This window comes from Pseudomonas sp. LS2P72, from assembly GCF_054897865.1.
In genome coordinates this window covers 2,024,725-2,051,013 of record NZ_CM142708.1, presented here as the reverse complement: position 1 = coordinate 2,051,013, position 26,289 = coordinate 2,024,725, and the positions used below count along the sequence as shown (strand labels likewise).

Below are 26,289 nucleotides of genomic sequence, written 5' to 3'. Positions count from 1 at the left end.
ATGGATACGCTTGGTTATTTGAGTCACGGCTTTGGCGTTGCACTGACCCCTTACAACCTGGTGACCGCACTCAGCGGCACGCTGATCGGCACCGTCGTCGGCCTGCTTCCCGGCCTGGGTCCGATCAACGGCGTGGCGTTGCTGATCCCGATCGCCTTCGCCCTCGGCCTGCCACCGGAGTCGGCGTTGATCCTGCTGGCCGCGGTTTATCTGGGTTGCGAATACGGCGGCCGGATCAGTTCGATTCTGTTGAACATTCCGGGCGAGGCCTCCACCGTGATGACCACCCTCGATGGCTACCCGATGGCCCGTAAAGGGATGGCCGGGGTTGCGTTATCGCTTTCGGCGTGGAGTTCGTTCATCGGCGCCTTCATTGCGACCTGCGGGATGGTGGTGTTCGCACCGATTCTGGCGAAATGGGCGATTGCCTTCGGTCCGGCGGAATATTTCGTACTGATGGTGTTCGCGATTGTCTGCCTCGGCGGCATGGCGGGTGATCGACCGCTCAAGACGTTTATTGCGGCGCTGATCGGTCTGTTCCTGTCGACGGTCGGCATTGATGCCAACAGTGGCGTCTACCGTTTCACCGGTGACAACATCCACCTCACCGATGGCATTCAGTTCGTGGTGCTGGTGCTGGGTCTGTTCTCGATCAGTGAAATCCTCCTGCTGCTGGAAAAAACCCACCGAGGCCAGGAAGCGTTCCAAGCCACCGGTCGCATGATGTTCAACTTCAAGGAGGCCGCTTCGGTGTTCTGGGTGAACATACGTTGCGGTGTGCTCGGCTTCATCATGGGCGTGCTGCCCGGTGCTGGCGCGACACTGGCCAGCGCCGTGGCTTACATGACCGAGAAACGTATCGCGGGTCCAAGCGGAAAATTCGGACAAGGCGACAAGCGTGGTCTCGCCGCTCCGGAAACCGCCATCGGCGCTGAAGCCTGCGGCGCTCTGGTGCCAATGCTGACGCTGGGTGTTCCGGGTTCGGGCACGACGGCGGTGATGATCGGCGCACTGTCGCTGTACAACATCACCCCCGGTCCACTGCTGTTTCAACAGCAACCGGACATCGTCTGGGGCCTGATCGCTTCGTTGTTTGTCGCCAACATCATGCTGGTGATCCTCAACATTCCAATGATCCGCATCTTCACCCGCATCCTCGCCGTGCCGAACTGGGCGCTGGTGCCGATGATCGCGATCATTACCGCCATCGGCGTTTTCGCGGTGCATGCCACCACCTTCGACCTGTTCCTGATGATCGGCATCGGCATCTTCGGCTACATTTTGCGTAAGCTGGATTTTCCGTTGTCGCCAGTGTTACTGGGCTTCATCCTCGGAGGCTTGATGGAACAGAACCTGCGCCGAGCCTTGTCGATCTCCAACGGCTCACTGGAGATTCTCTGGTCGAGCGGGATCACCATGGGTGTCTGGGCGTTGATCGTCGTGATGCTGCTGGTGCCGATCCTGCGGATCTGGCGCAAACGTTCGGTCGCCCGGCGCGTTATCGCCGATGTCTGATCGAACACCCTTCAAAGCCTGGTGGGGAACGCCGCTGGTCGGTCTGCTGGGCGGTTACCTGGCCAGCCAGATCGGCTGGCCACTGCCGTGGATGGTCGGCTCGTTGCTGGCGATCATCCTGGTGCGTTGCCTGACACCCTGGCAATTGGCGGAAATCCCTGGCGGCCGCAAGTGCGGCCAGTGGATTGTCGGTATCGGGATCGGCCTTCACTTCACCCCGGTGGTGATGGAGCAGGTCCTGAGCCACTTCGGTTTGATCTTCTTCGGTGCGTTGGTCACCAGCCTGTCGGCCGTGGTCGGGGTCTGGTTGATGCGGCGCACCGGTGAAGATCGCGCCACCGCGTTCTTTTCCAGCATGCCGGGCGGCTCCGGGGAGATGGTCAACCTCGGCGCGCGTAACGGCGCGGTGCTCAGTCGTGTTGCGGCGGGGCAAAGCCTGCGGGTGTTGGTGGTGGTGCTGTGTGTACCGGCGGCGTTCAAGTATTTGTTGGGTGACGGTGCACCGCTGGCCCATGCCACTTCCGTTGACTGGCGCTGGCTGGCGCTTCTGTTTCCGGCGGGAGCTCTGCTCGCCTGGGGCTGGCAGCGGTTGCGTCAACCCAATCCGTGGCTGTTCGGGCCGTTGCTGGTGAGCGCGGCGGTGAGCATTGGCTGGGATCTGCACATCAGTTTGCCCAACGGCGGCAGCCAGATCGGCCAATGGCTGATTGGCAGCGGGCTGGGGTGTCACTTCAATCGGCAGTTTTTCCGGCGTGCCCCTTCTTTTATGGGGCGGACCTTGATCGGCACGGTGCTGACCATGTTGATCGCCACGCTGGCTGCATTAGGGTTGAGTGCGCTGACCCACCTGGATTTGCGTTCGCTGACGTTAGGCATGATGCCCGGCGGGATTGCGGAGATGAGCCTGACGGCAGAGACATTGCAGTTGTCGGTACCGCTGGTGACGGCGATGCAGGTGATGCGGCTGTTGTTTGTGTTGTTTCTGGCGGAGCCGTTGTTCAAGTATTGGAATCGGCAGCCGGATTCTGTCTGAAAGACCGAGTCGCCCCCTTCGCGAGCAGGCTCGCTCCACAGGGTGTGGGAGCGAGCCTGCTCGCGAAGGGGGCGACTCGGTCAACGCATCAAACTGGCGGCAATCGCCACTCAATCGGCGTTTCGCCATTCTGCTCAAGAAACTTGTTGGTTCGACTGAAGTGCCCGCACCCAAGGAAGCCGCGATAGGCGGACAACGGTGACGGATGCACCGACGTCAGCACCAGGTGCTTGGTGGCATCGATCAGTTTCTGCTTGCTCTGGGCATGCGCGCCCCATAGCAGGAACACCAGATGTGGCTGGTGTTCGCTGACCACTTCGATAATCCGATCGGTAAAGTGCTGCCAGCCTTTGCCCGCATGGGCGTTGGCGTTGGCGCGTTCCACGGTCATGGTGGTGTTGATCATCAGCACGCCCTGGTCAGCCCAGCTTTGCAGGCAGCCGTGGGTCGGGATGTCGATGTTCAGATCGCGTTTCAACTCTTTATAGATGTTCACCAGCGACGGCGGCGCCGGTACGCCCGGTTGCACCGAAAAGCACAAACCATGGGCCTGTCCCGGACCGTGGTACGGGTCCTGGCCGAGGATCACGACTTTGACTTTATCCAGCGGCGTCGAATTGAGCGCGTTGAAAATCATCGGTCCTGGAGGGTAGATTTCCTTGCCTGCCGCGCGCTCCTCTTGCAAGAAGTCGCGCAACTCTGACATGTAGGGCTGGTCGAATTCGGCACGCAGTGCCTCCTTCCAGCTCGGTTCGAGTTTGATACGGTCGTCAGCAGTCATGGTCATATCCGGCAAAAACAATGGGGCGAACCCTAGGAAAGCCCATCACGCTTGTCAATTGATCTGACGCAGATCCGGCACTTTCCTGTACAGCGATCATACTGAACGCTCAAATTCCCGATCGAGGTCACGATGAATCTGCACTTCGAAGAACTCACCGGCACCGACGGCGCACGCATCGGAGTCGCCAGCCTGGATGCCGAGCAATCTCTCAATGCCCTGTCCTTGCCGATGATCAACGCCTTGCGCGATCAACTGGACGTCTGGGCCAAAGAACCACAAATCGTCTGCGTCGTGTTGCGCGGCAACGGTGCCAAAGCCTTTTGCGCCGGTGGCGAAGTCCGCAGCCTGGTGGAAGCCTGTCGCGCCCATCCCGGCGAAGTACCGCCGTTGGCCGCGCATTTCTTTGCGGCGGAATATCGCCTGGACTTCAATCTGCACACTTACCCTAAACCGCTGATCTGCTGGGGGCATGGCTATGTGCTCGGCGGCGGCATGGGGCTGCTGCAAGGAGCGGGCATCCGGATTGTCACGCCGAGCAGCCGCCTGGCGATGCCGGAGATCAGTATCGGTTTGTACCCGGATGTCGGGGCCAGTTGGTTTCTGTCACGTCTGCCCGGCAAGCTCGGACTGTTTCTCGGCCTGACCGGCGCCCATATAAACGGTCGCGATGCGATCGATCTCGACCTGGCCGACCGTTTCCTGCTCGATGAACAGCAGGAAAAGCTGATGGAAGGCCTGCTGCAGTTGAACTGGCAGGAACAGACGCCGATGCAGCTCAACAGCCTGCTCAAGGCCTTGCAGCAGGAAGCGCTCGCGCAAATGCCCGAAGCCCAGTGGCTACCACGACGCCAGCAGATCGATGAGCTGCTGGATGTCAGTGACGTGCGCTGCGCCTGGAAGGCCATCAGCCAGCTGCGTGACAGCACGGATCTGCTGCTCAGCCGTGCGGCGAAAACCATGAGCGAAGGCTCGCCCCTGACCGCTCATCTGGTGTGGGAACAGATCGCCCGCGCCCGGCACATGTCGCTGGCTCAAGTCTTTCAGATGGAATACACCATGAGCCTCAACTGTTGCCGTCATCCTGAGTTCAGCGAAGGCGTGCGCGCACGGTTGATCGACAAGGATCAAAAACCGCATTGGCATTGGCCAGACATCAATAATCTGCCGGATGCGGTGGTAGAAGCGCACTTCCACAAGGCCTGGGAAGGCCGGCACCCGCTGGCCGATCTGTAGGAATACTGAAATCCGGGCATAAAAAAGCGGCGCTTCATGCGCCGCTTTTTTTACGAGTGTTTAACGGTGGCCGCCTCGGCCATCGTGATCACCGCGACCGTAGTGGTCGCCCCTTCCGCCACGGTTGTCGCGTCCACCATGGCCGCGGCGATAGTCGTTGTTTCCACCGCGGTTACGGCCGTCCCAGCCGCCACGGTTATGGCCATCCCAGCCGCGATTCTGATGAGCCCGGTAATCGGCTCGTGGCGACGACTGGTAATAGCGTGGTGCCGGTTGATAAACCCGCGGCTGATGGTAATACCGCGGTGCCGGTTGATAAACCCGCGGCTGATGGTAATACCGCGGTGCCGGTTGATAAACCCGCGGCTGATGGTAATACCGCGGTGTTGGCTGGTAATACCGCGCTGGCGGGGCGTAGTACCGGCGTGGTTGCGTGTAGTAACCGCCGCCACCTGAGTAGTAAGGCCCGCCACCGGAATAATAGGCTGGCGAGGTGTAGACCTCGGAACGGTAGTAACTGGCTCCTCCATCGGAATAGGGCACGCATGCACCAAGTGACAATCCCAATACAGCAATCAGAAGAATTCGCAGATACATAGCGGCCTCCTGGACCGCGAGTGAGCCACACCAGCGACGCTGGCAGGCGACAGTCAATTATTCGGTGACTGTCGAAAGATCAGACATCGTTTTCCAAATCTGGTGCGTTCATGAAACAGATTGAAACAAGTCGCCGATGAAAGGTTTTTCATCAATTCATCTGCTGATTAGTGGTGGCCACCGCGATATCGACCACCGTAATGACGTGGCCCGTGCCCGCCCCAATAGAAGTAGCGATAGCCACCATAAAAACGCGGGCTGTGGTAATAACGCGGTCCGTAATAGTAGGGATAGGGTGAGTAGCCGGGGTAGTAATAAGGCACGGAGTACACATCGTAACCACCGGAGTAGTAATAGCAGCCGGACAGCCCCAGACCGAGAACCATACCGAACAACAGTCGACGAAACATGGCGGCCTCCTGAAAGACCCACAACCGGAACAGGCCGGCTGACACCTGTTTTGACTGGCAATGCTGCGCCGAGTGCCGAGCCGCCTGGACCTTCAGATCAGCGGCCGACCTGATCCATTGCGGTGCACCCCTGCACCATCACAAGGCAACACCACCACCTCTTCCCAGCGCGCCAACTGCGTAATCGCCCACGCTAGAGCGCTCAAGCCGACTTGGCACGGCTCTCGCTTTAGCAAAGACGTGCAGGAGTCATCACAGGTTCGCGGCACCACAATTTGCAATGGCTGACTAGGGTTCCGGCTCGCTAAGGCGAGTGGCTGGTCCGAGAGTTGGCGACCTCCAGTTGAGGTTACACGGCGGGATAAAAGCCCGGGAGACAAGCCACCGTTCACGGTGCCGCGTTGACTCCTGCCCGCCCTTGATCAACTGGAGAACCACCATGCTCAAGCTTCGTTTACCCGCCCTGCTCGCCACTGCATTCGCAGCCTTCGTGAGCGTCTCGTCCCAGGCCGCACAGAAAGATCACTTCAGCGTCTGCTGGACCATCTACGCCGGTTGGATGCCCTGGGAATACGCGAGCAGCCAAGGCATCGTCGACAAATGGGCGAAGAAGTACGGCATCACGATCGATGTGGTGCAGCTCAATGACTACGTCGAATCCATCAACCAATACACCGCTGGCCAGTTTGATGGCTGCACCATGACCAACATGGATGCGCTGACCATTCCGGCGGCTGGCGGCGTCGACAGCACCGCGCTGATCGTCAGCGATTTCTCCAACGGCAACGACGGCATCGTGCTCAAGGGCGACGGCAAGAAAGTCACCGACCTCAAAGGCATGAACGTCAATCTGGTGGAGCTTTCTGTCTCCCACTACCTGCTGGCCCGGGCGCTGGATTCGGTCGATCTCACCGAGAAAGACCTGAAAGTGGTCAACACCTCCGACGCCGACATCTCGGCTGCCTTCAACACCGATCAGGTCAACGCTGTCACCACCTGGAACCCGATGCTTTCGGACATCAAGGCCAAGCCTGCGGTGACCGAAGTGTTCAACTCCAGTCAGATCCCCGGCGAAATCATGGACATGATGGTGGTCAACTCATCGACCCTCAAAGACAACCCGGCGCTGGGCAAAGCGCTGACCGGCGCCTGGTTTGAGGTGGTCGAGTTGATGAACGCGAAAAACGCCGCCAGCAAAGCCGCCCTCGAACACATGGCCAAAGCCTCGGGCACCGATCTGGCCGGTTTTCAGTCGCAACTGGACACCACCAAATTGTTCGCCACCCCCAAAGAAGCCCTGGCGTTCTCCATCAGCAAGCAACTGCCGGAAACCATGCGCAAAGTCGCCGAGTTCTCCTTCCAGCACGGCTTGCTGGGTGAAGGCGCCAAGGACACCAGCGCGGTCGGCATGGCGTTCGCCAACGGCGTGACCAGCGGCGACAAGACCAACCTCAAGCTGCGCTTCGACCCGACCTACGTGCAGATGGCCGCCGACGCCAAGCTGTAATCAGGAGGACCTGGCCATGCGCCTGATCAATCGCCACCCGGATCGTCCGAGTCGCCTGCTGTTGGTGATCCTGCCGTTCGCCCTGGTGCTGTTCGCCTACTTCATGGGCTCGGCCGAGCGGCTGATGGACAACCCCAATGACAAGCTGCTGCCGAGCGCCGTGCAGATGACTGACGCGGTGAAACGCCTGGCGTTCACCGCCGACAGCCGCACCGGTGAATACCTGTTGTGGCAAGACACCGCGTCCAGCCTTCGACGCCTGGCCATCGGCCTCGGCATCAGCGCGTTGGCCGGGCTGTGCCTGGGCATCGCCGCCGGTACGCTGCCGCTGTTTGGCGCGCCGTTGTCGCCGTTACTGACGGTGCTGTCGATGGTGCCGCCGCTGGCGATTCTGCCGATTCTGTTCATCGTGTTCGGCTTGGGGGAATTGTCGAAAGTGATGCTGATCGTCATCGGCATCACTCCGTGCCTGGCTCGCGATCTGGAGCAACGCGCCCGGGAAATTCCCGTCGAGTTGCTGATCAAGGCCCAGACCCTCGGCGCTTCGACCTGGACGCTGATGCTGCGCGTGGTGCTGCCGCAACTGTTGCCACGCTTGTTGATTTCGCTTCGGCTGATGCTCGGCTCGGCGTGGTTGTTCCTGATCGCCGCCGAAGCCATTGCGTCCACCGACGGACTCGGTTACCGGATTTTCCTGGTGCGCCGCTACCTGGCGATGGACGTGATTCTGCCGTACGTGGTCTGGATCACCCTGCTTGCCTGGTTGATGGATTGGGGCCTGAAACGCCTGACCCAACGAGCGTTCCCTTGGTATGAGGGGGCCCGCGCATGAGCTTCATCACCGTAAAAAACGTCTGGCAGCAATACGCCGATCAGGTGGTGCTCGAAGGGCTGAACCTGAACGTCAACGAGGGTGAGTTCTGCACCTTGGTCGGTGCGTCGGGTTGCGGCAAGTCGACCTTCCTGCGGCTATTGCTCGGCCAGGAACGTGCCAGTCGCGGCGAGATTCTGCTCGACGGACAAGCCCTGGCCGGTGAACCGGATGCCAGCCGTGGCGTGGTGTTCCAGCGCTACTCGGTGTTCCCGCATTTAACGGTGCTGGACAACGTCGCCCTCGGCCTCGAACTGCCACGTTCGCCTCTGCTCGGACGCTTGTTCGGCAGCGCTAAAAAAGACGCACGCGAACAAGCCTCAGTGCTGCTGCACAAAGTTGGCCTCGGCCACTCGCTGGACAAGTACCCGGCGCAACTCTCCGGCGGCATGCAACAACGACTGGCGATTGCCCAGGCGCTGATCATGAAACCGCGCGTGTTGCTGCTCGACGAACCGTTCGGCGCCCTCGATCCGGGCATCCGCAAAGACATGCACGGCCTGCTGCTGGAGCTGTGGCGCGAGACGCAACTGACGGTGTTCATGGTCACCCACGACCTGTCCGAAGGCTTCAGCCTCGGCACTCGCCTGCTGGTGTTCGACAAGGTCCGCGTTGATCCGCACGCCCCTGGTGCCTATGGCGCGCGTATCACTTACGACATCCCTTTGAACAGCGACCGCCGCGCCAACCGTGCCGCCGTCGACGCCTTGCCGGCTGAGCTGGCAGGCACGCTTCGTACCGCTTAGAGGATTTTTGAAATGACTGATTCGACCCAACTGTTCCCGCCCTTCGCCGAAGAAATGCTTCCCGGCGGCGGCCATCGTTCCTTCGTTCTGAAACGCGGCCAGTTGCTGCGCCTGACCGACCTGCGCGGTGGCGCCAACGTCAGCCTGACGCTGCTCAACGCCAACGAGAAAACCGAACGCCTGAACCTGCCCGACAGCCTCAAATGCCAACACACGGCCAAGCTCACCACCGGCCATTGCCTGTATTCGGACATGGGTCGCGTGCTGGCCGCCATCACTGCTGACACCTGCGGCTGGAGCGACAGCCTTGGCGGCGTGCTGTGCGCAGAAGAAGTCGCGGAAAAATACGGCGCCGGCCGCTATCAGGAACTGCGCAACGGCTTCTTCCGCAACGGCACCGACAACCTGCTGGTGGAGTTGGGCAAGTGGGGGCTGGGCCTGTCCGATTTGCTGATGACGCTCAATTTGTTTAGCCGGGTGAACGTCGATGAGGCCGGGCATTTCCACTTCGTCGAAGGCAATTCCAAGGCCGGCGACTACATCGAGTTGTATGCGCCGATGGACACGCTGGTGGTGCTCACCGCGCTGCAACATCCGATGGACCCTTCGCCTGAATACGCACCGAAACCATTGAAGTTGAGCTGGATGAACGCCGATGCCAGCGTCGCCGAACACTGCCGCACCTCGCGCCCGGAAAACGAGCGCGGCTTCATCAACACCGACCGTTTGTTCGCCTGAGGATCGCTGCCATGTCACTTGCATTCGCTACTGCTCAACAGTTGCCCGAAACCGCGATCTACCGCGCCACCATCCCGGCCGGTGAACCGTGGCTGATGGAGGTCAAGGCCGGCCAGACCTTGCGCATCCTCGACCTGGAAGGCAATCAGGCCGTCGACACCTTGTTCTTCAGCGTCGCCAATCCCAAGGAACGCTACGACGTACAACGCACGTTGCGCCGGCAGAACAGCGTCTACCTGAGCACCGGCAGCGTGCTCTATTCCAACCTCGGCAAGCCGATGCTGACCATCGTTGCCGACACCTGCGGTCGCCACGACACCCTCGGCGGCGCTTGCGCGCAAGAGAGCAACACCGTGCGTTACGCGTTGGAGAAACGCTACATGCACAGCTGCCGCGATAACTACCTGCGCGCCTGCGTCCACGATGGGCGACTGGGCAAGGGCGACATCGGGCCGAACATCAACTTCTTCATGAACGTGCCGGTCACGGCGGATGGCGGGCTGACGTTTGAGGACGGGATTTCGGCGCCGGGCAAATACGTTGATTTGCGGGCCGAGATGGACGTGATCGTGCTGATCTCCAATTGCCCGCAACTGAACAACCCGTGCAACGCCTACAACCCCACCCCTGCGGAGCTGCTGGTATGGAACTGAAATTTGTGCGATTGCGTAAATGGTTGTTTGCCCTGTGCCAGGCCCGTTCAGGCCAGTGCCTAAAAAAGTAAAACCACCCTAAATCCAATGTAGGAGTGAGCCTGCTCGCGATGGCGTCAGCAAAGTCACCTTTGATGTCGACTGACCCACCGCTATCGCGAGCAGGCTCACTCCTACAGGGGAACAGCGGCGTTTGAGAAATCTGATTTTTCATCCGGGACGGCCCGGATGCATCAAGAAAAACTGCGGGACGGCCCGCATCCCAGGTCGAGGCTGATGCGTTATCGCCTCCGGGGGTTATGCCATGTTCGAAAAAGTCCTGATTGCCAACCGTGGCGCCATTGCCTGTCGCATCCTGCGCACCCTGCGTGAGTTACAGGTCCAGGGCGTTGCCGTGTATTCCGAAGCTGATGCCGCCAGCCTGCACATCCTGCAAGCCGATGAAGCCCACAGCCTCGGTGAAGGCGCAGCCGCCGGCACCTATCTGGCCGTAGAAAAAATCCTCGCCATCGCCAAAGCCACCGGCGCTACCGCAATTCATCCCGGCTACGGTTTTCTCTCGGAAAACGCCGCGTTCGCCGAAGCGTGCGAAGCCGCCAACATCGCCTTCATCGGCCCGACGCCAGAGCAGCTGCGAGTGTTTGGCCTCAAGCACACCGCCCGCGCCTTGGCCAAGCGATACGGCGTGCCGATGCTCGAAGGCACCGAGTTGCTCGACAGCCTCGACGCGGCGCTGAGTGCCGGCGAACAGGTCGGCTACCCGGTGATGCTCAAAAGCACCGCCGGCGGTGGCGGTATCGGCATGCGCGTGTGCCGCAGCGCTGCCGAATTGAGCGAGTTTTTTGAGGCCGTCAAACGCCTCGGCCAGAACAACTTCAGCGACGCCGGGGTGTTCATCGAGAAGTACATTCAGCGCGCCCGTCATCTGGAAGTGCAGGTGTTCGGCGACGGCCTGGGCGAAGTGATTGCCCTCGGCGTGCGCGACTGCTCGGTGCAGCGCCGCAATCAGAAAGTCCTCGAAGAAACCCCGGCGCCGAACCTGCCCGAGGGCATGGCTGAGGCGCTGTGTGCGGCGGCGATCAAACTGGCGAAAGCGGTGAATTACCGAAGCGCCGGCACCGTTGAATTCGTCTTCGACAGCGAGGCTCAGCGTTTTTACTTTCTCGAAGTGAACACCCGTTTGCAGGTGGAGCACGGCGTCACCGAGCAAGTCTGGGGCGTGGATCTGGTGCGCTGGATGGTCGAACTGGCGGCCGGGGATTTGCCGCCGTTGAGCGAGTTGAGCCGAGACTTGAAAGCCTGCGGCCACGCGATTCAGGCACGGCTTTACGCCGAAGATCCGGGCCGGGATTTTCAGCCGAGCCCAGGGTTGCTGACCGCTGTGAACTTCCCTGCCGCCGATGGCAAACAGCTACGTATCGACACGTGGGTCGAGGCCGGTTGCGAGATTCCACCGTACTTCGATCCGATGATCGCCAAGGTCATCAGCTGGGCGCCGACCCGCGAAAAAGCCGCTGCCGATTTGCATCAAGCGTTGGGCGACAGCCTGCTCTACGGAGTGGAAACCAACCGCGATTATTTGCGGCAGATTTTGCTCGATATGCCCTTCGCCAGTGGCCAGCCGTGGACGCGTTGCCTGGAAGGTTTGGTCTATCAAGCCAACACGTTTGAAGTGCTCAGCGCCGGGACTCAGACCAGCGTTCAGGACTCTCCGGGTCGCCTTGGGTATTGGGCCGTGGGTGTGCCGCCGTCAGGGCCGATGGACAGTCGCGCGTTGCGTTTGGGCAACCTTTTGCTGGGTAACGATGAAGGTGCCGCGGCGCTGGAAATCACCATGAGCGGGCCGTTGCTGCGCTTCAATTGCGACGCGGTGGTGGCGGTGATCGGGGCAGTTATTCCATTGACGCTGAACGGTGAACCCGTGCCGATGAACACCGCACTGCTGGTTCCGACGGGGGCGACGTTGAGCCTCGGCACAATTGCTGGAGCAGGCGCCCGCAGCTATTTGTGCCTGCGTGGTGGCCTGCAAGTGCCAGATTATCTGGGCAGCAAAAGCACCTTCACCCTCGGCCAGTTTGGTGGGCATGGCGGGCGTGCATTGCGGGCGGGCGACGTGTTGCATCTCCCTGCTTTGAACGACCGCAGCACCGGTCAACAACTGGCTGAAGAACAGGTCACCGAGTTGCCCGATCTGCGGCAGATCCGGGTGATCTACGGCCCTCATGGCGCACCGGAATACTTCACCGAAAACTACATTGGCACCTTCTTCGCCACCCAGTGGGAAGTACATTTCAACTCAAGCCGAACCGGTGTGCGGTTGATCGGGCCAAAGCCTGAATGGGTGCGTGCCGATGGTGGCGAGGCGGGTCTGCATCCGTCGAATATCCATGACAATCCGTATGCCATTGGGGCGGTGGATTTTACCGGTGACATGCCGGTAATCCTCGGTCCCGACGGCCCTAGTCTCGGCGGGTTTGTCTGCCCGGTGACGGTGATCGAGGCGGATCTTTGGCAGCTGGGCCAGCTCAAGGCTGGGGACAAAGTTCAGTTCCTCCCGGTCGATCTCAAGACCGCCCGCAACCTCGCCCTGAAATGGAATCCCTCCTGTAGGAGTGAGCCTGCTCGCGATGACGGCATCACATCCGATATCTCTGTGGCTGAAACACCGCAATCGCGAGCAGGCTCACTCCTACAGGGACTTGTGTCGCCGGTGGTATTGGAATTGGGTCAGGACGATACGCGGCTGGTGGCGAGATTGTCTGGGGACACTCATCTGCTGCTGGAAATCGGCGCGCCCGAACTTGACCTGGTCCTGCGCTTCCGCGCCCACGCCTTGATGCAGGCCCTGGAAAGCCAAAACCTGCACGGCGTCATCGACCTGACACCCGGCATCCGCTCGCTCCAAGTGCACTACCAACCCGAACAACTGCCGCTGGCCGATCTGCTCGGCATCGTCGCTGGCGAATGGGACGCCGTGTGCGCCGCCAAGGACCTGCAAGTGCCCTCGCGCATCGTCCACCTGCCGTTGTCCTGGGACGACCCGGCCTGCCAGTTGGCGATCGAAAAATACATGACCACCGTGCGCAAGGACGCCCCGTGGTGCCCGAGCAATCTGGAATTCATCCGCCGCATCAACGACCTGCCAAACCTCGACGAAGTGCAGCGCACGGTGTTCGACGCCAGCTACCTGGTGATGGGCCTGGGCGACGTCTACCTCGGTGCACCGGTCGCCACGCCGCTCGATCCGCGTCATCGCCTGGTGACCACCAAGTACAACCCAGCCCGCACCTGGACCGCGGAAAACTCGGTGGGTATCGGCGGTGCTTACATGTGCGTGTACGGCATGGAAGGCCCTGGCGGTTATCAGTTCGTCGGCCGCACTTTGCAGATGTGGAATCGCTATCGCGAGGTCGCCGCATTCGATGGCAAACCGTGGCTGCTGCGCTTCTTCGATCAGATCCGGTTCTACCCGGTCAGTGCCGATGAACTGCTGCGCATTCGACGGGATTTCCCCCTCGGGCGCTTCGATCTGCACATCGAGCACAGTCAGCTGAATCTGGCGGACTACCAAGCCTTCCTGACGAAGGAAGCCGAGAGCATTGCCGCGTTTCGCGATCAGCAAAAAGGTGCGTTCAATGCCGAACGCGAACGCTGGATCGCCAGTGGCCAGGCGCATTTCGACAGCGAAGAACTTGTCCCGGAAGTGACCGAGGACGCACCGCTGGCCAGCGGTCAACAGAGCGTCGACAGCCACATCGCCGGCAACCTTTGGCAGGTTCAGGTTGAAACCGGTAGCCGGGTTGCCGCGGGTGATGTGCTGGTGATTCTGGAGTCGATGAAGATGGAAATCCCATTGCTCGCCCCCATGGCCGGGGTGGTCCGCGAGATTCGCGTGCAACCGGGTTCGGCGGTGCGCGCCGGGCAGCGTGTCGTGGTGCTGGAACTTGAGTGAACCCATTTTGAAAAGGATTAACGCCATGAACATCAATCTGCAACTCGACGCCCTGCGCGGCGCTTATCGCGTCGGCAACATCACGCCCCGTCAATTGCTGCTGGGCTTGCGCGATAAAGCCGCGGCGCTGAACCCGGATTATCACCTGTTCATCCATTTGCTCAGTGTTGAAGAACTGGAACCGTACCTCGCCGCACTCGACGGTCGCGATATCGAAAGCCTGCCGCTATACGGCGTGCCGTTTGCGATCAAGGACAACATCGACCTGGCGGGCATTCCGACGACCGCGGCGTGCCCTGCATTTGCCTACGTGCCGGAGCGTTCGGCGACCATCGTCGAGCAGTTGCTGGCGCTGGGGGCGATTCCGTTGGGCAAGACCAATCTTGATCAATTCGCCACCGGGCTTAACGGCAGTCGCTCGCCGTATGGTGCGTGCCCGAACAGCGTGTTGCCGGAGTATCCGTCGGGCGGTTCCAGCGCCGGGTCTTCACTGGCGGTGGCGCTCGGCGTGGCGAGTTTTTCCCTGGGCACGGACACGGCGGGTTCCGGGCGCGTGCCGGCGGCGCTGAACAATCTGGTGGGGTTGAAAGGCACCAAAGGGCTGATCTCCACGGCCGGTGTGGTTCCGGCCTGTCGCACCCTCGATTGCGTGACCACGTTCACCGCGACTGCCCGGGAAGCCAGTCAGTTGCTCGCGCTCACTGCGCACCTTGATCCCCGCGATGAATACAGCCGCCGTAATCCGTTGTGGAATGACGGCTCCGCGTTTGGTGCGCCTCGCCCCTTCCGCTTCGGCGTGCCGCGTGCTCAGGATCTGCAGTTCTTCGGCTGCCCTGAAAGCCCGCTGTTGTTTGGTGATGCCATCGATCAGCTCAAGGCTTTGGGCGGTGAAGCGGTTGAGCTGGATTTGTCGCCGTTCCTTGAAGCGGCGCGATTGCTTTATGAAGGGCCGTGGGTGGCCGAGCGCTACAGCGTCGCCGGCGAATTGATGGAGCAAAATCCAGAAGCGGTGCTGCCGGTGATTCGCGCTGTGCTGGCCAAGGCGCCGGCGGTAAGCGGCGTGCAAACCTTCCGCGCCCAGTACCGCCTGCAAGCGCTGAAAGCCCTGTGCGACCAAGCGCTGGACGGCCTCGACTGCGTGCTCACACCCACCATCGGCCGCCCCTTCACGCTGGCGGAACTGGACGCCGAACCGGTGCTGCGCAATTCAGAACTGGGCTACTACACCAACTTCATGAACCTGCTCGATTACGCCGCCGTCGCCGTGCCCAGCGGTTTCATGGGCAATGGCTTGCCTTGGGGCGTGACGTTGTTCGGACGGGCGTTTACTGATCAGTATTTATTGGGTGTGGCGGATGCCTTGCAGCGTCAGCAAGGTTCGGCAACACCCGCTCCGTCGGCTGTCGCACGCAATGATCGTGCGCGGTTGCTGGTGTGTGGGGCGCACCTGGATGGGTTGGCGCTGAATTGGCAGCTCAAGCAGCGCGGGGCTCGACTGGTCGAGACGACGTTCAGCTCGCCGGACTATCAACTGTATGCCCTGGCCGGTGGTCCGCCGTTTCGCCCCGGGATGGTTCGCGTGAAGGACGGGGGGGTGGCGATTGCGGTGGAGGTTTGGGAATTGCCGAGTTGTGAGCTGGGTTCGTTTTTGACCGGGATACCGGCACCGCTGGGATTGGGCAAGGTGCAATTGGCGGATGGGCGTTGGGAGAGTGGGTTTATTTGTGAGGCGTATGGGTTGGAGGGGGCGGTGGATATCAGTCATTTGGGTGGATGGCGTGCGTATCTGGAGACTCGTGTCTGATCTGGAATCCGCCCCTCACCCTAACCCTCCCGAAACGTCGGACCGCCCTGAGGGAGAGGGGACTGACCGAGGTGTTTGTTTGAGCTACAGCGACTTGAAATATCGAGCCGAACTCTGGTTCTGAACAACATACAAATCTGCCCCCTTTCCCCCGTGGGAAGAGGGCTGGGGTGGGTAAAAACCGGGTACATCCTTTACGCTTGAGACCGGGGACATGGTTTACAGGTATTAATCATGGTCAGGAGGTACTGACCACCCTGAAAACCGATGACACCTTGCACACGCTGCTCTCGAGAGCGGATCATGCGATGTACCGGGCCAAGCAAGCCGGCCGTAACCGCACCTGCGTGGAAATGCCTCACTCCAGTTATGAATAACCCTACATGAATAAGCCAGATTTCTGCCCGGCCTGCGGCGCCTCCAACGACTGCACTCTGGCCGACCCGCGAACTGCCGATCGGGCCTGCTGGTGCTACGGCGTCAGCATCGACCCGGCGGTGCTCGAAGCACTGCCGCCCGAACTGCGCGACACATCCTGTTTGTGCCCACGCTGCGCGCAAGTCGAGGCGCAGTTGTAAGCACCCGCACGACCGATCACGTAAGATACGCGCCCCTTTCCTACCGATCCCTTGTCATGCGCATTGACCGTTTCCTCAGCAACCTGCCGCGCTTCAACCGTAAGCAGGTGCGTCTGTTGCTGGTGGAAAAGCGCGTCAGGGTCGACGGAAAAATCGTCAGCGACCCTCACGCCGACGTACTGGAATTCAGCCGCGTGGAAGTCGACGATGAGTTGCTGCAAGTCGGCAAGCCTGCACGCTACTTCATGCTGCATAAACCGTCTGGCTGCGTCAGTGCCACCCGCGATCCGCAACACCCGACCGTGCTCGACCTGATCCATGAGCCGGACAAGGAGGACCTGCACATCGCCGGGCGCCTGGACTTCAACACCACCGGCCTGATGCTGATCACCAATGATGGCAGCTGGTCGCGACGCCTGACCCAGCCGCAAACCAAACTGCCCAAGGTCTACTACGTAGAAACCGAGCAAGAGATTGGCCCGGAATACGCATTGAAATTCACCGAAGGCCTGTACTTCGCCTTCGAAGACCTCACCACCCAACCCGCCGAGCTGGCCGTACTCGGACCAACGTCCGCACGACTGAGCATCGTCGAGGGCCGTTATCATCAGGTGAAGCGGATGTTCGGCCATTTCGACAACAAGGTGCTGCGCCTGCACCGCGAAAGCATGGGCCCGCTGATGCTCGACAGCGCCCTGAAACCGGGCGAGTACCGCGCATTACGCACCGAAGAGATTCAATTGATCTAAGCAGGCGACCGCTCAGCAGAAGTTGTCGAACAATTTGCCAAAGATACTTGCGCGATGACGTGACCCCTGCTTGAATCAGGACGTCGGCCGAAATGTGACCGACGAGTCACAACATACTTCTAAGAAACTTTTTGCCGGTAGAGAACCCTCAGGTTCCGCCTTCCCCCGGCAGACTGCCCGCCAATAACAATACCCGTCGACCGGACTGCAATGGATCGACATGGGCCTCTCAAATTCCAGGCGCATGCCTACCTGTCACAAAGCTCGTGCAATCTGATTTGCACGCATACCCGCTTGCCAGGAGTCTTATGACATGAGGCCAGAAATCGCTGTGCTGGATATACAGGGTCAGTATCGGGTTTACACGGAGTTCTATCGCGCAGACGCCGCTGAGAAGACCATTATTTTGGTCAACGGCTCGATGGCCACGACTGCGTCGTTTGCACAAACCGTGAAAAACCTTCATCCGCAGTTCAATGTGGTCTGCTACGACCAGCCTTACGCGGGCAAGTCGAAAGCCCACAACCGGCACGAGAAATTGCTGACCAAGGAAGTCGAAGGGCAGATTCTCCTGGAGCTGATCGACCACTTCGCCGCCGAACACGTGCTGTCGTTTTCCTGGGGTGGCGCCGCGACCCTGGTCGCCCTGGCCCACCAGCCACGGCGCATCGAAAAAGCCGTGGTCAGCTCGTTCTCTCCGGAGATCAACGCGCACATGCTCGACTACCTCGAGCGCGGCATCGATTACCTTGGCAGCCGGGACGGTGACCGGGTCGGCAACCTGGTGAACAGCACCATCGGCAAACACCTGCCGACACTGTTCAAGCGCTTCAACTATCGGCACGTCAGCTCTTTGGCCGAGCATGAATACGGGCAGATGCACTTCCACATCAGCGATCTGCTGCAGAGTGATCGCCAATGCTTTTTCAAAGCAGCGGAGAAAATCAACGTGCCGGTGCTGTTCATGAACGGCGAATGGGACGAGTACACCGCTGCCGACGGCGCTCAACTGTTCGCCAACCATGTGCAACACGCTACTTTCACCACCCTGCAGGCCACCGGCCACTTTCTCGACATGGAACACAAAGCCGCTTGCCGAGACAGCCGTAACGCATTGCTGGGCTTTCTGAAACCTTCGCAACACGAAAGTCGACCGCGTTATCACTACGTCCAGGACCAACATGCATTGGCCATCTGAAACAGCGTCATCGCGAGCAAGCTTCGCCCTGTAGGAGCAAGGCTTGCCCGCGATAGACCATCATGCGGTCTCTGTTTTTGTTTCAGTTGCGCTAAAGCCGTCCCACGCAAAGAAAAACTTCATTTCCACGCCCACATCTGGTACAAAGTCAGCCGCTCTGAGCGGGTGTCGTATAATGGCATTACTCCAGCTTCCCAAGCTGATAACGAGGGTTCGATTCCCTTCACCCGCTCCATCGAATTTTGATCTCACGTCAGGAGGGTTTTGACGGGAGATGCAGGAACACAAAAACCGGTCCGTTGTGGCCGGTTTTTTTGTGCCCGGAATTTGAGGTGCCGGGGAAGCTGCCGGGAGCATCAGACCGCATGCATCCCCTCCCCATGCCCGAATGATATGCAGTGCTATACTTTTTTATGGTTTGAATGAAGCGTACAGCGTTCCCCACGGGTACTGATACCGACTGCAAATCTCGACTGGCAGCTGCACGACAAAGGAGGTCTACGGCAAGCACGAGATGGGAGGTGTGGCATGAATCGACACTATTACATCAGCAACAATCTCGACGATCTTGAAGCCGTTGAAAATGAGCTGGAAGCCAGCGGTATCAATTCCGAACAAATTCATGTGCTCAGTCAACACGTTGCCGATGTTGAACAACATCACCTCCACGAGATTAACTCGTTAATGGAACAGGACGTTGTCCACTCTGGCGAAATTGGTGCAGTGGTCGGTGTGCCCCTCGCGGCGCTGGTTCTTGGCGGCGCCTATTGGCTGGGATGGACCGAATCCGCCGCAGGCTGGATGCCTTTTATCTTTCTTGCCATTGTTGTATTTGGCTTTTGCATCTGGGAAGGCGGTTTTTTTGGTATTCAAGTGCCGAATACTCACTTCCGCAGTTTTAAACAGGTGGTAGCAGAGGGAAAACATATTTTCTTCGTAGATGTCGAGCCGGATCAGGAGTCGATATTGGACGAGGTTATCGAACATCACCCAACGCTGGAGATTGCCGGCACGGGAACGGCCGCCCCCCACTGGACAGTAGCCTGGCAGCACAAATGGCATCAGTTCAAGCGGGTGATATCGGGTTAGCCCTGGAGACTCAAGGCCACCGAAAGCCGCTTATTGACCGAAGGAAATGACGCGGCTGAGGAAAACATAGTCCGCCTCGGTGGCCATCAGTCCGACGAGTACCAGCAAACACAACGGTGGCATGAGTATGGCGTAGACCAAGGCCAGCCGTTCCCAGGCCATGTGCATGAAGATGGAGACAATTAAACCGGCCTTCAACAACATGAACGTGAGAATCAGGGACCACCGAAGGTAGCCATGGAAGTGGAAATAGTCGACAAGGTACGACAGCGTGCTGAGGACGAATAACAGCCCCCAGATTTTAAGGTACAAGCTGATTGGATGTTGCTGACCCTGAGCATGTGCCATCACCGGTGCTCCTCTACCATAAATAGAAGAAAGCAAAAATAAACACCCACACCAAATCCACGAAGTGCCAGTAAAGCCCGGCTATCTCTACGTTCTGATAGTTTCCGGAGCGCTCATAGTCTCCCCGCATTACTTTCAGCGCCACGATGGTGAGGTAGATGACGCCGATTGACACATGCAGTCCGTGGAAACCGGTAATCATGAAAAAGCTGGCACCAAACTGCGCTGCCCCCATAGGGTTCCCCCAAGGACGCACCCCTTCTGCGATGAGCTTGCTCCATTCGAATGCCTGCATGCCGACGAAGGCCACACCCAAGGCAGCGGTGGCCAGCATCAGGGCAGAGGTTTTCGCACGATCACGGCGATAGGCGAAATTGACTGCCATGGCCATGGTGCCGCTGCTACTGATCAGCACAAAGGTCATGATGGCGATCAAAATAAGTGGGATCGCCTGACCGCCGATCGTCAGTGCGAATACTTCACTGGGGTTCGGCCAGGCGGTGGTGATGGTCATGCGTACCGACATGTAGCCGGTCAAAAAGCAGGTAAATACAAAAGTATCGCTGAGCAGGAATATCCACATCATCGACTTGCCCCAGGGGACCTGCTTGAAAGCCTCCTTATCCGAGGACCAGTCGCTGGCGATGCCCTGCCATCCTGCTGCAGGCGGCAAGCTTGGGGGGGTGGATGAACTGGACTCGCCTGGGGCGAGTGGGTGCGATGCCATGGCTTTTCACCTCAGGCCGCAGAATCTGGCGATCGCTTCATAGGTTTCCGGTGTGCTGGTCAGCAGAGCGAATAGCACGAACCAAAGACCTAGTAAGTAATGCCAATAGATGGCACACAGCTCTACGCTGGCGCTAAGTTGCGGCAACGGCACGCGCTGCAGGAATTTAGCAACGATTATGCCCCAGGCTATCAGCCCGCCCAGCAGGTGGAGCGCATGCAGGCCGGTCAACAGGTAGAAGAAGCTGTTGGCCGGGTTGCTGGCGAGAAAGTAGCCCCAGGCGACAAACTGCTGCCAGACCCAGAGCTGCCCCGCCAGAAAAGCAATGGTGAATACGCCCGCCAATGCAAAACCAATCACAGTTGCACTCAGTCGCGCCTTTCGGGCCGCCATACGCGACCCCTGCAGTGCGACGCAGCTGAATACCAGAAAAGCCGAATTCAGCCATAGCTGCCAGAGATTGGCTAACGGCGCCAAGGGCTCTGTCAGGGGTAGCCAGTCGGTCATTTGTGAACGGGCGATAAAGGCGAGCAAGAAGAGAAAGAATAACGAACTCACCACGACCAGAAATAAGCGCAGGCCTGTTCTTGCGATTTGGTTTCGATCGGCACCTTCGCCGGTCTGAATACCCTCCGGATCGCGATTCCAGCTGCCGCCGGGGTCAGCGCCGTCGGCGTTTCTCAATAGCAATCGGCTCATGTTTTTACGTCCGCTATCTTGGTGCCGGCACTCAGTTGCCGCATCTGCTCCAACTCCTCGGCGGAGACCGTTTGCGGAACGAAATCCTGTTCTATCCCCGGCACGCTGTAGTCATAGGCCCAGCGATGCACGACCGGCAGCTTCGCTCCCCAGTTACCGTGTATCGGCGGGGTGTTCGGCGTTTGCCATTCCAGACTGGCCGCGCCCCAGGGATTACTGCCTGCGGGTTTGCCTTTAAACGCACTCCAGACCAGGTTAAACAGAAACAGCAACTGGGAAACGCCGACGGCCAATGCGACCACCGTAATAAAGGCATTCAAATCTTGCGCCGACTGCGGGATGAACGCGTAGTTTTCATAGGCGTAGTAACGGCGCGGCATACCCTGGAATCCCAGGTAGTGCATGGGGAAGAAGATGGCGTAGGTGCCCAGAAAGGTAATCCAGAAATGCAGCTTGCCCAGAGTGTCGTTCAACATGCGCCCGGTGACTTTCGGGAACCAATGATAAATGCCGCCGAACACCACCAGTACCGGTGCGACACCCATCACCATATGAAAATGGGCGACGACGAAATAGGTGTCCGAGAGCGGAATATCCACGATCACATTGCCGAGAAACAACCCGGTCAGACCGCCGACCAGGAAGGTGACGATAAAGGCCAGGGCAAACAGCATCGGCACGGTCAGATGGATGTCGCCGCGCCACAGGGTCAGCACCCAGTTGTAGACTTTCAGGGCAGTCGGCACCGCGATGATCAAAGTGGTGACGGCGAAGAAAAAGCCAAAGTACGGGTTCATTCCGCTGACATACATATGGTGCGCCCAGACCACAAAGCTGAGTACGCCAATCGCAATAATGGCCCACACCATCATTCGGTAGCCGAAGATATTTTTACGCGCATGGGTGCTGATCAAGTCGGAGACCAGACCGAACGCCGGGAGAGCAACGATGTAAACCTCCGGGTGGCCGAAGAACCAGAACAGGTGCTGGAATAATATTGGGCTGCCACCCTGGTGATCGATCTGCTGCCCCAGCGAGATCATCGCCGGCATAAAGAAGCTGGTGCCCAACAGCTTGTCAAACAGCATCATGACCGCACTGACAAATAACGCCGGGAAAGCCAACAAGGCCATGATCGAGGCCATGAAGATTCCCCATACGGAAAGTGGCATGCGAAACAATGTCATGCCGTGCGTGCGCGCCTGCAATACCGTGGTGACGTAGTTCAACCCGCCCATGGTGGCTGCGACAATAAAAATCGCCAATGAAACGAGCATCAGGACGATGCCCCACTCAACCCCCGGTGTCCCCTGAGAAATGGACTGTGGCGGATAGAGCGTCCAGCCCGCACCGGTGGGGCCGCCCGGTACAAAGAAACTGGCGAGCAACACCACTACCGCCAGCAGGTAGAACCAGTAACTCAGCATGTTGACGTAAGGGAACACCATGTCGCGGGCGCCTACCATCAGCGGGATCAGGTAGTTACCGAAGCCACCCAGAAACAAGGCCGTCAGCAAGTAAATGACCATGATCATGCCGTGCATGGTCATCGCCTGATAGTACGCACTGGCGTCCATGAACTCCAAAGTGCCGGGGAAGCCAAGCTGGATGCGCATCAGGCCGGACAACACTACGGCGATAACGCCCACGAACAGAGCCGTCACGGAATATTGAATGGCTATGATCTTGTGGTCCTGACTCCAGATGTATTTGGTCAGGAAGCTTTTAGGTTCGTGTAGTGCTTCTGTTTCGGCTTGCTCCGCATAGGCCATCACGTCATCCTCCGGTTCGAAGTTTCGGTGCATTCCTGGCTGCTTTACGGCTACTTCCCTGGCTCCGCCTTGCTCGCCTCAGCGTCGGCATTCGCTTTGGATTTGATAAAAGCGATCAGTGCGTTCAGCTCCTGATCACTCGGGGTAAAGGCCGGCATGACAGGTGCGTAGCCTTTGACGATTTTGGCGCCGGGATTAAGAATCGAATCCTTTATATAGCCCTCATCGGCCTTTATCGTCGAACCGTCGGCAAAGGTTACGGTCTCGCCATACAGGCCCTGCCAGCTGGGGCCGACGCCCTTGCTGCCATCGACACTGTGGCAGGCCAGACAACCGAGCGACTCGGCCAGCCGCTGCCCTTGCGTCGCCAGGTCGTCACCTCTGTCCAGTTTTTCGCTGGCAGAAGGTTCTTGCTGCCCGGCACCGAGTGATTTGATCAGGGCGACGACAGCACCCAGTTCATCTTCAGTGAGAGTATAGGCCACCATGACTGGCGGGTAGCCCTGTACCAGCCGGGCCTTCGGATCGAGGATCGACTCTTTCAGGTAGGCCTCATCGACCAGCGCACTGGTGCCATCGGCAAACTGTTCCGTGCGGCCGTACAACCCCTTCCATCCCGGGCCGAGACGGCTACTGCCATCCTCGCTATGGCAGGCACCGCAGCCGTATTGTTCGACCAGCAGTCGACCTTTTTCCAGCACGCTGTCCTGACTGGGTTTGGCAGCTGTCGTTAGTGTCTGCGCAAAAGTCGGTTGGCTGTTCCGCCATTGAACGAAGGCGGCCTGCTCTTCCACGATCATGTAACCGCGCATATTGTAATGACCTACGCCACAATACTCGGCACACAGAACTTCATACTTTCCGATTACTGTGGGTGTAAACCAAAAGTACGACACCATCCCAGGCACCATGTCCATCTTGCTGCGAATCTGCGGTATATAGAAATTATGCAATACATCTTTGGAACGCAATAAGACCTTCACAGGTTGATCGAGTGGAAGGTGAACTTCATTGCTTTTTATAAGCACATCGTCCTGCCCAACAGGATCTTTGGGATCAAGGCCGAGAGGATTGACCGCATCAACAAACTTAATATCCGATTTGCCCAGCTTCCCGTCCTGGCCGGGAAAACGAAAGGCCCACTGCCACTGTTGGGCGACCACTTCAAGTTCATAAGCATTTTTCGGCACCCGGACGAAATCGTTGTAAACCACCAGGCCTGGCGCCAACATCGCGGCAATACCTACCGAGGTCACGACAATCAACCATGTTTCCAGTTTTTTATTTTCTGGCTGATAGTGCGCCCTGGAGCCTTCCTTGTGACGATATCGCATCACGGCCACTGCCATGAATACGGTGATGGCCATGAAAAATATCCCGCTGATGATCAGGGTGATGAACAGGGTAGTGTCTATTGAACCCCAGTTGGACGCTGGCGGTGCCGCATGCCAAGGCGCCAGTATATGAAACAGCACAGATGCAATAACGATTAGTACAAGAATAATTGCCATTGCCATTTTGCTTTCATCCTATTCCTGTTACTCATCGGTATGCCTAGGCATCGCCACAGAACAACATCGTCAAATCAATACTGATCTGACGCCAAAAACAGGCTGGACAAATACCGCATATCTTCGTGGCAAAGTCCGCAGGAAGTATAGTTCATGGCCGGAACAAGCGCTTTTCCAGAAAAGCCTTATTGCCTGGATATTCCAACTTCAGCGTCAACTTGAGCACTTGAAACCTATTCGCTATATATAACTGTAACTATTAAGCAACACATCTCGCCTGAACGACACGTCGAGCAAGCGAGGTCCGGTTGCCAGCTATAATCAGGTCTGATTACGGAAGGCAAAGATCGGCTAAAAACGCTCGCAAAGATCCTCGCCTATGCATAGCGGTCAGACAAGTGACGGCCAAGAGCGATAGCGTCCAACCGTCCGCAACGGAGATTTCGTCATGAGTGCCTTGACGATCGAAGGCTGGTGCAAAATCAACGGACAACAAAAGTCGACCCCGGTGGGTGAAATCCATTTTTACGTCGATGGCCCCCTCCATAAGAGTCTGGAGGACGCTGAAGAACGCCTGCAGAAGACCCATGAGCGTGAAGCCATGGTCGATGTCGACATGGACACACTGGAGTTGAAATTGCCAGAGGGATACGACCCTTTGTCCGACTGCCAGATGCGCGTCTATATACACAACGAGCGTGGTCAGTTCCATCTGGTCGGGCATCGCGCGAGTGATGGAAGCTTGATCTATAGCAACGCGGTGTTGATTGATCAGTTGATTGATTAGCTACGACGGGATTCTCGGCCATCAGTACGCGAAAGGGACAGACGAAAAGAGCGGGATCTGTCCCTTTTTCATTAATGCATCAACGCGTCGCAACGATAAACAACCGTGGGAACGGCAGCAGCACTGAACCATCGGCCAACGGCGGATAGGCCAGCTCGATCGCCGCCTGATACTGCTTGAGATACTGCGCCCGCTCCGCCTCATCCAGCGGATCAAGAAACGGCCGCAATCCGCTGCCCTTGAACCACTCGACCACACCAGACGCGCCGCCAGCAAGCGGATGATGGTAAGTCGTGCGCCACACATCGACACGGGAACAGTGGGCTCGCAGCATCGAGTAGTAACCACTGGCATCTGCCATCTCCGTCCGCTGCCCGGCGGCGCCCGCCAGTTTGCCAGCCCATGGACCATCGGCTGCAACTTCGCGCATCAAGCGATGCGAAGGTTCGTTGAGATTGTCCGGCATCTGGATCGCCAGGCTGCCACCGGGCGCCAGTTTGCTCGCCAGTGCAGGCAGCAACTTCGCGTGATCAGGTAGCCACTGCAACACCGCGTTGGCGAAAATCACATCGAACGGGCCGTTTTCGTTCCAGGTATCAATATCAGCCGTATCGAATTGCACCTGCGGCAAGCGCTTGCGGGCGGCCTCGATCATATCGGTCGAACTGTCCAAGCCACGCACGGCGGCATTGGCGAAGCGCTCAACCAGCAACTCGGTCGAATTGCCGGGGCCGCAACCGATGTCGATTGCCGAGCGCGCGTCCACAGCCGGGATCGCGGCCAGCAGGTCACGGGCGGGACGTGTGCGTTCATCTTCAAAAGCGAGGTATTGTTTGGCGGACCAACTCATTGCGTTCTCCTGTCGGTGCGTTGCTGTAGCAAGAAGCGGAAAACCGGTTCGCTACGATACCTCGACCGGTGCGCTCTGCCCTATCCGACTATGGCGAAAGCGGTCAGTTGACCCGCCAATACCCACGGGACCGAACGT

General features: G+C 58.8%; 24 protein-coding genes, 1 tRNA gene and 1 riboswitch. Of the genes, 16 read left to right on the top strand and 9 right to left on the bottom strand.

Annotation, left to right across the window (positions count from 1 at the left end; all coding sequences use genetic code 11):
- Both ACYZUA_RS09535 and ACYZUA_RS09530 read left to right on the top strand, forming a co-directional pair.
- Entirely contained in the window at window positions 1–1,515 is a 1,515-nt protein-coding gene (locus ACYZUA_RS09535; protein ID WP_461962889.1) for a tripartite tricarboxylate transporter permease, read from the top strand.
- On the top strand, window positions 1,508–2,548 hold the full coding sequence (locus ACYZUA_RS09530) for an AbrB family transcriptional regulator (protein ID WP_461962888.1): 1,041 nt from the start codon (window positions 1,508–1,510) through the stop codon (window positions 2,546–2,548). The genes ACYZUA_RS09535 and ACYZUA_RS09530 overlap by 8 nt, the downstream gene beginning before the upstream one ends.
- Window positions 2,549–2,636: 88 nt before the next feature.
- On the opposite strand, the gene ung is transcribed toward ACYZUA_RS09530, so the two are convergent.
- Window positions 2,637–3,329 (bottom strand): uracil-DNA glycosylase, encoded by a 693-nt coding sequence (gene ung / locus ACYZUA_RS09525; protein ID WP_461962887.1) that lies wholly within the window; start codon window positions 3,327–3,329, stop codon window positions 2,637–2,639.
- Between the two features lie 132 nt (window positions 3,330–3,461).
- On the opposite strand from ung, the gene ACYZUA_RS09520 reads away from it, so the two are divergent.
- Complete coding sequence (locus tag ACYZUA_RS09520) at window positions 3,462–4,565, top strand: enoyl-CoA hydratase/isomerase family protein (protein WP_461962886.1); 1,104 nt, start codon at window positions 3,462–3,464, stop codon at window positions 4,563–4,565.
- 60 nt (window positions 4,566–4,625) lie between these two features.
- Here the strand turns inward: ACYZUA_RS09520 and ACYZUA_RS09515 are convergent, their stop codons facing one another.
- Window positions 4,626–5,162, bottom strand: a complete 537-nt coding sequence (locus tag ACYZUA_RS09515) for a hypothetical protein (protein WP_461962885.1) — start codon at window positions 5,160–5,162, stop codon at window positions 4,626–4,628.
- Between the two features lie 167 nt (window positions 5,163–5,329).
- Window positions 5,330–5,572: a hypothetical protein gene (locus ACYZUA_RS09510; RefSeq protein ID WP_461962884.1), complete on the bottom strand. Its 243-nt coding sequence runs from the start codon at window positions 5,570–5,572 to the stop codon at window positions 5,330–5,332.
- Window positions 5,573–5,849: 277 nt separating this feature from the next.
- Window positions 5,850–5,950, top strand: a riboswitch (guanidine-I (ykkC/yxkD leader).
- Window positions 5,951–6,011: 61 nt separating this feature from the next.
- On the opposite strand from ACYZUA_RS09510, the gene ACYZUA_RS09505 reads away from it, so the two are divergent.
- From ACYZUA_RS09505 to ACYZUA_RS09450, 12 genes are all read left to right on the top strand, one after another.
- Window positions 6,012–7,079, top strand: coding sequence for a putative urea ABC transporter substrate-binding protein (locus ACYZUA_RS09505; protein ID WP_461962882.1), 1,068 nt, complete (start codon window positions 6,012–6,014; stop codon window positions 7,077–7,079).
- A gap of 16 nt (window positions 7,080–7,095) precedes the next feature.
- Window positions 7,096–7,911: an ABC transporter permease gene (locus tag ACYZUA_RS09500; protein WP_461962880.1), complete on the top strand. Its 816-nt coding sequence runs from the start codon at window positions 7,096–7,098 to the stop codon at window positions 7,909–7,911.
- On the top strand, window positions 7,908–8,696 hold the full coding sequence (locus tag ACYZUA_RS09495) for an ABC transporter ATP-binding protein (protein WP_461962878.1): 789 nt from the start codon (window positions 7,908–7,910) through the stop codon (window positions 8,694–8,696). Before ACYZUA_RS09500 ends, ACYZUA_RS09495 begins: the two co-directional genes overlap by 4 nt.
- A 12-nt stretch (window positions 8,697–8,708) precedes the next feature.
- On the top strand, window positions 8,709–9,434 hold the full coding sequence (locus ACYZUA_RS09490) for an urea amidolyase associated protein UAAP1 (protein WP_076030051.1): 726 nt from the start codon (window positions 8,709–8,711) through the stop codon (window positions 9,432–9,434).
- Between the two features lie 11 nt (window positions 9,435–9,445).
- Entirely contained in the window at window positions 9,446–10,087 is a 642-nt protein-coding gene (locus ACYZUA_RS09485) for an urea amidolyase associated protein UAAP2 (protein ID WP_461962876.1), read from the top strand.
- A gap of 304 nt (window positions 10,088–10,391) precedes the next feature.
- Window positions 10,392–14,039 carry an urea carboxylase gene (gene uca / locus ACYZUA_RS09480; RefSeq protein ID WP_461962875.1) on the top strand — a complete coding sequence of 1,216 codons (3,648 nt, stop codon included), beginning with the start codon at window positions 10,392–10,394 and terminating at the stop codon, window positions 14,037–14,039.
- 25 nt (window positions 14,040–14,064) lie between these two features.
- Window positions 14,065–15,843, top strand: a complete 1,779-nt coding sequence (gene atzF, locus ACYZUA_RS09475; protein ID WP_461962874.1) for an allophanate hydrolase — start codon at window positions 14,065–14,067, stop codon at window positions 15,841–15,843.
- Window positions 15,844–16,226: 383 nt separating this feature from the next.
- A complete protein-coding gene (locus ACYZUA_RS09470; RefSeq protein WP_461962873.1) occupies window positions 16,227–16,421 on the top strand; it encodes a cysteine-rich CWC family protein in 195 nt (64 codons plus the stop codon).
- 56 nt (window positions 16,422–16,477) lie between these two features.
- Window positions 16,478–17,170: a pseudouridine synthase gene (locus ACYZUA_RS09465; protein ID WP_461962872.1), complete on the top strand. Its 693-nt coding sequence runs from the start codon at window positions 16,478–16,480 to the stop codon at window positions 17,168–17,170.
- Between the two features lie 313 nt (window positions 17,171–17,483).
- Entirely contained in the window at window positions 17,484–18,368 is an 885-nt protein-coding gene (locus ACYZUA_RS09460) for an alpha/beta fold hydrolase (protein WP_461962871.1), read from the top strand.
- Between the two features lie 161 nt (window positions 18,369–18,529).
- A tRNA-Gly gene (locus tag ACYZUA_RS09455) sits at window positions 18,530–18,603 on the top strand.
- Window positions 18,604–18,896: 293 nt separating this feature from the next.
- Complete coding sequence (locus ACYZUA_RS09450; protein ID WP_461962870.1) at window positions 18,897–19,457, top strand: magnesium transporter; 561 nt, start codon at window positions 18,897–18,899, stop codon at window positions 19,455–19,457.
- Between the two features lie 30 nt (window positions 19,458–19,487).
- On the opposite strand, the gene ACYZUA_RS09445 is transcribed toward ACYZUA_RS09450, so the two are convergent.
- Genes ACYZUA_RS09445 through ACYZUA_RS09425 form a run of 5 tightly spaced genes read right to left on the bottom strand, consistent with a single transcriptional unit; the run spans window position 19,488 to window position 24,520 of the window.
- Window positions 19,488–19,805, bottom strand: a complete 318-nt coding sequence (locus ACYZUA_RS09445; protein WP_461962869.1) for a cytochrome C oxidase subunit IV family protein — start codon at window positions 19,803–19,805, stop codon at window positions 19,488–19,490.
- A gap of 13 nt (window positions 19,806–19,818) precedes the next feature.
- Window positions 19,819–20,532: a heme-copper oxidase subunit III family protein gene (locus ACYZUA_RS09440; RefSeq protein ID WP_461962868.1), complete on the bottom strand. Its 714-nt coding sequence runs from the start codon at window positions 20,530–20,532 to the stop codon at window positions 19,819–19,821.
- Window positions 20,533–20,538: 6 nt separating this feature from the next.
- A complete protein-coding gene (locus ACYZUA_RS09435; RefSeq protein WP_461962867.1) occupies window positions 20,539–21,231 on the bottom strand; it encodes a cytochrome c oxidase subunit 3 in 693 nt (230 codons plus the stop codon).
- Complete coding sequence (gene ctaD, locus ACYZUA_RS09430; RefSeq protein WP_461963928.1) at window positions 21,228–23,003, bottom strand: cytochrome c oxidase subunit I; 1,776 nt, start codon at window positions 23,001–23,003, stop codon at window positions 21,228–21,230. The genes ACYZUA_RS09435 and ctaD overlap by 4 nt, the downstream gene beginning before the upstream one ends.
- Before the next feature lie 50 nt (window positions 23,004–23,053).
- Entirely contained in the window at window positions 23,054–24,520 is a 1,467-nt protein-coding gene (locus tag ACYZUA_RS09425) for a cytochrome c oxidase subunit II (RefSeq protein WP_461962866.1), read from the bottom strand.
- Window positions 24,521–24,962: 442 nt separating this feature from the next.
- On the opposite strand from ACYZUA_RS09425, the gene ACYZUA_RS09420 reads away from it, so the two are divergent.
- Window positions 24,963–25,301 carry a hypothetical protein gene (locus tag ACYZUA_RS09420; RefSeq protein ID WP_461962865.1) on the top strand — a complete coding sequence of 113 codons (339 nt, stop codon included), beginning with the start codon at window positions 24,963–24,965 and terminating at the stop codon, window positions 25,299–25,301.
- Window positions 25,302–25,380: 79 nt separating this feature from the next.
- Here the strand turns inward: ACYZUA_RS09420 and tam are convergent, their stop codons facing one another.
- Window positions 25,381–26,151, bottom strand: a complete 771-nt coding sequence (gene tam / locus ACYZUA_RS09415) for a trans-aconitate 2-methyltransferase (protein WP_461962864.1) — start codon at window positions 26,149–26,151, stop codon at window positions 25,381–25,383.
- Window positions 26,152–26,289: the final 138 nt, after the last annotated feature.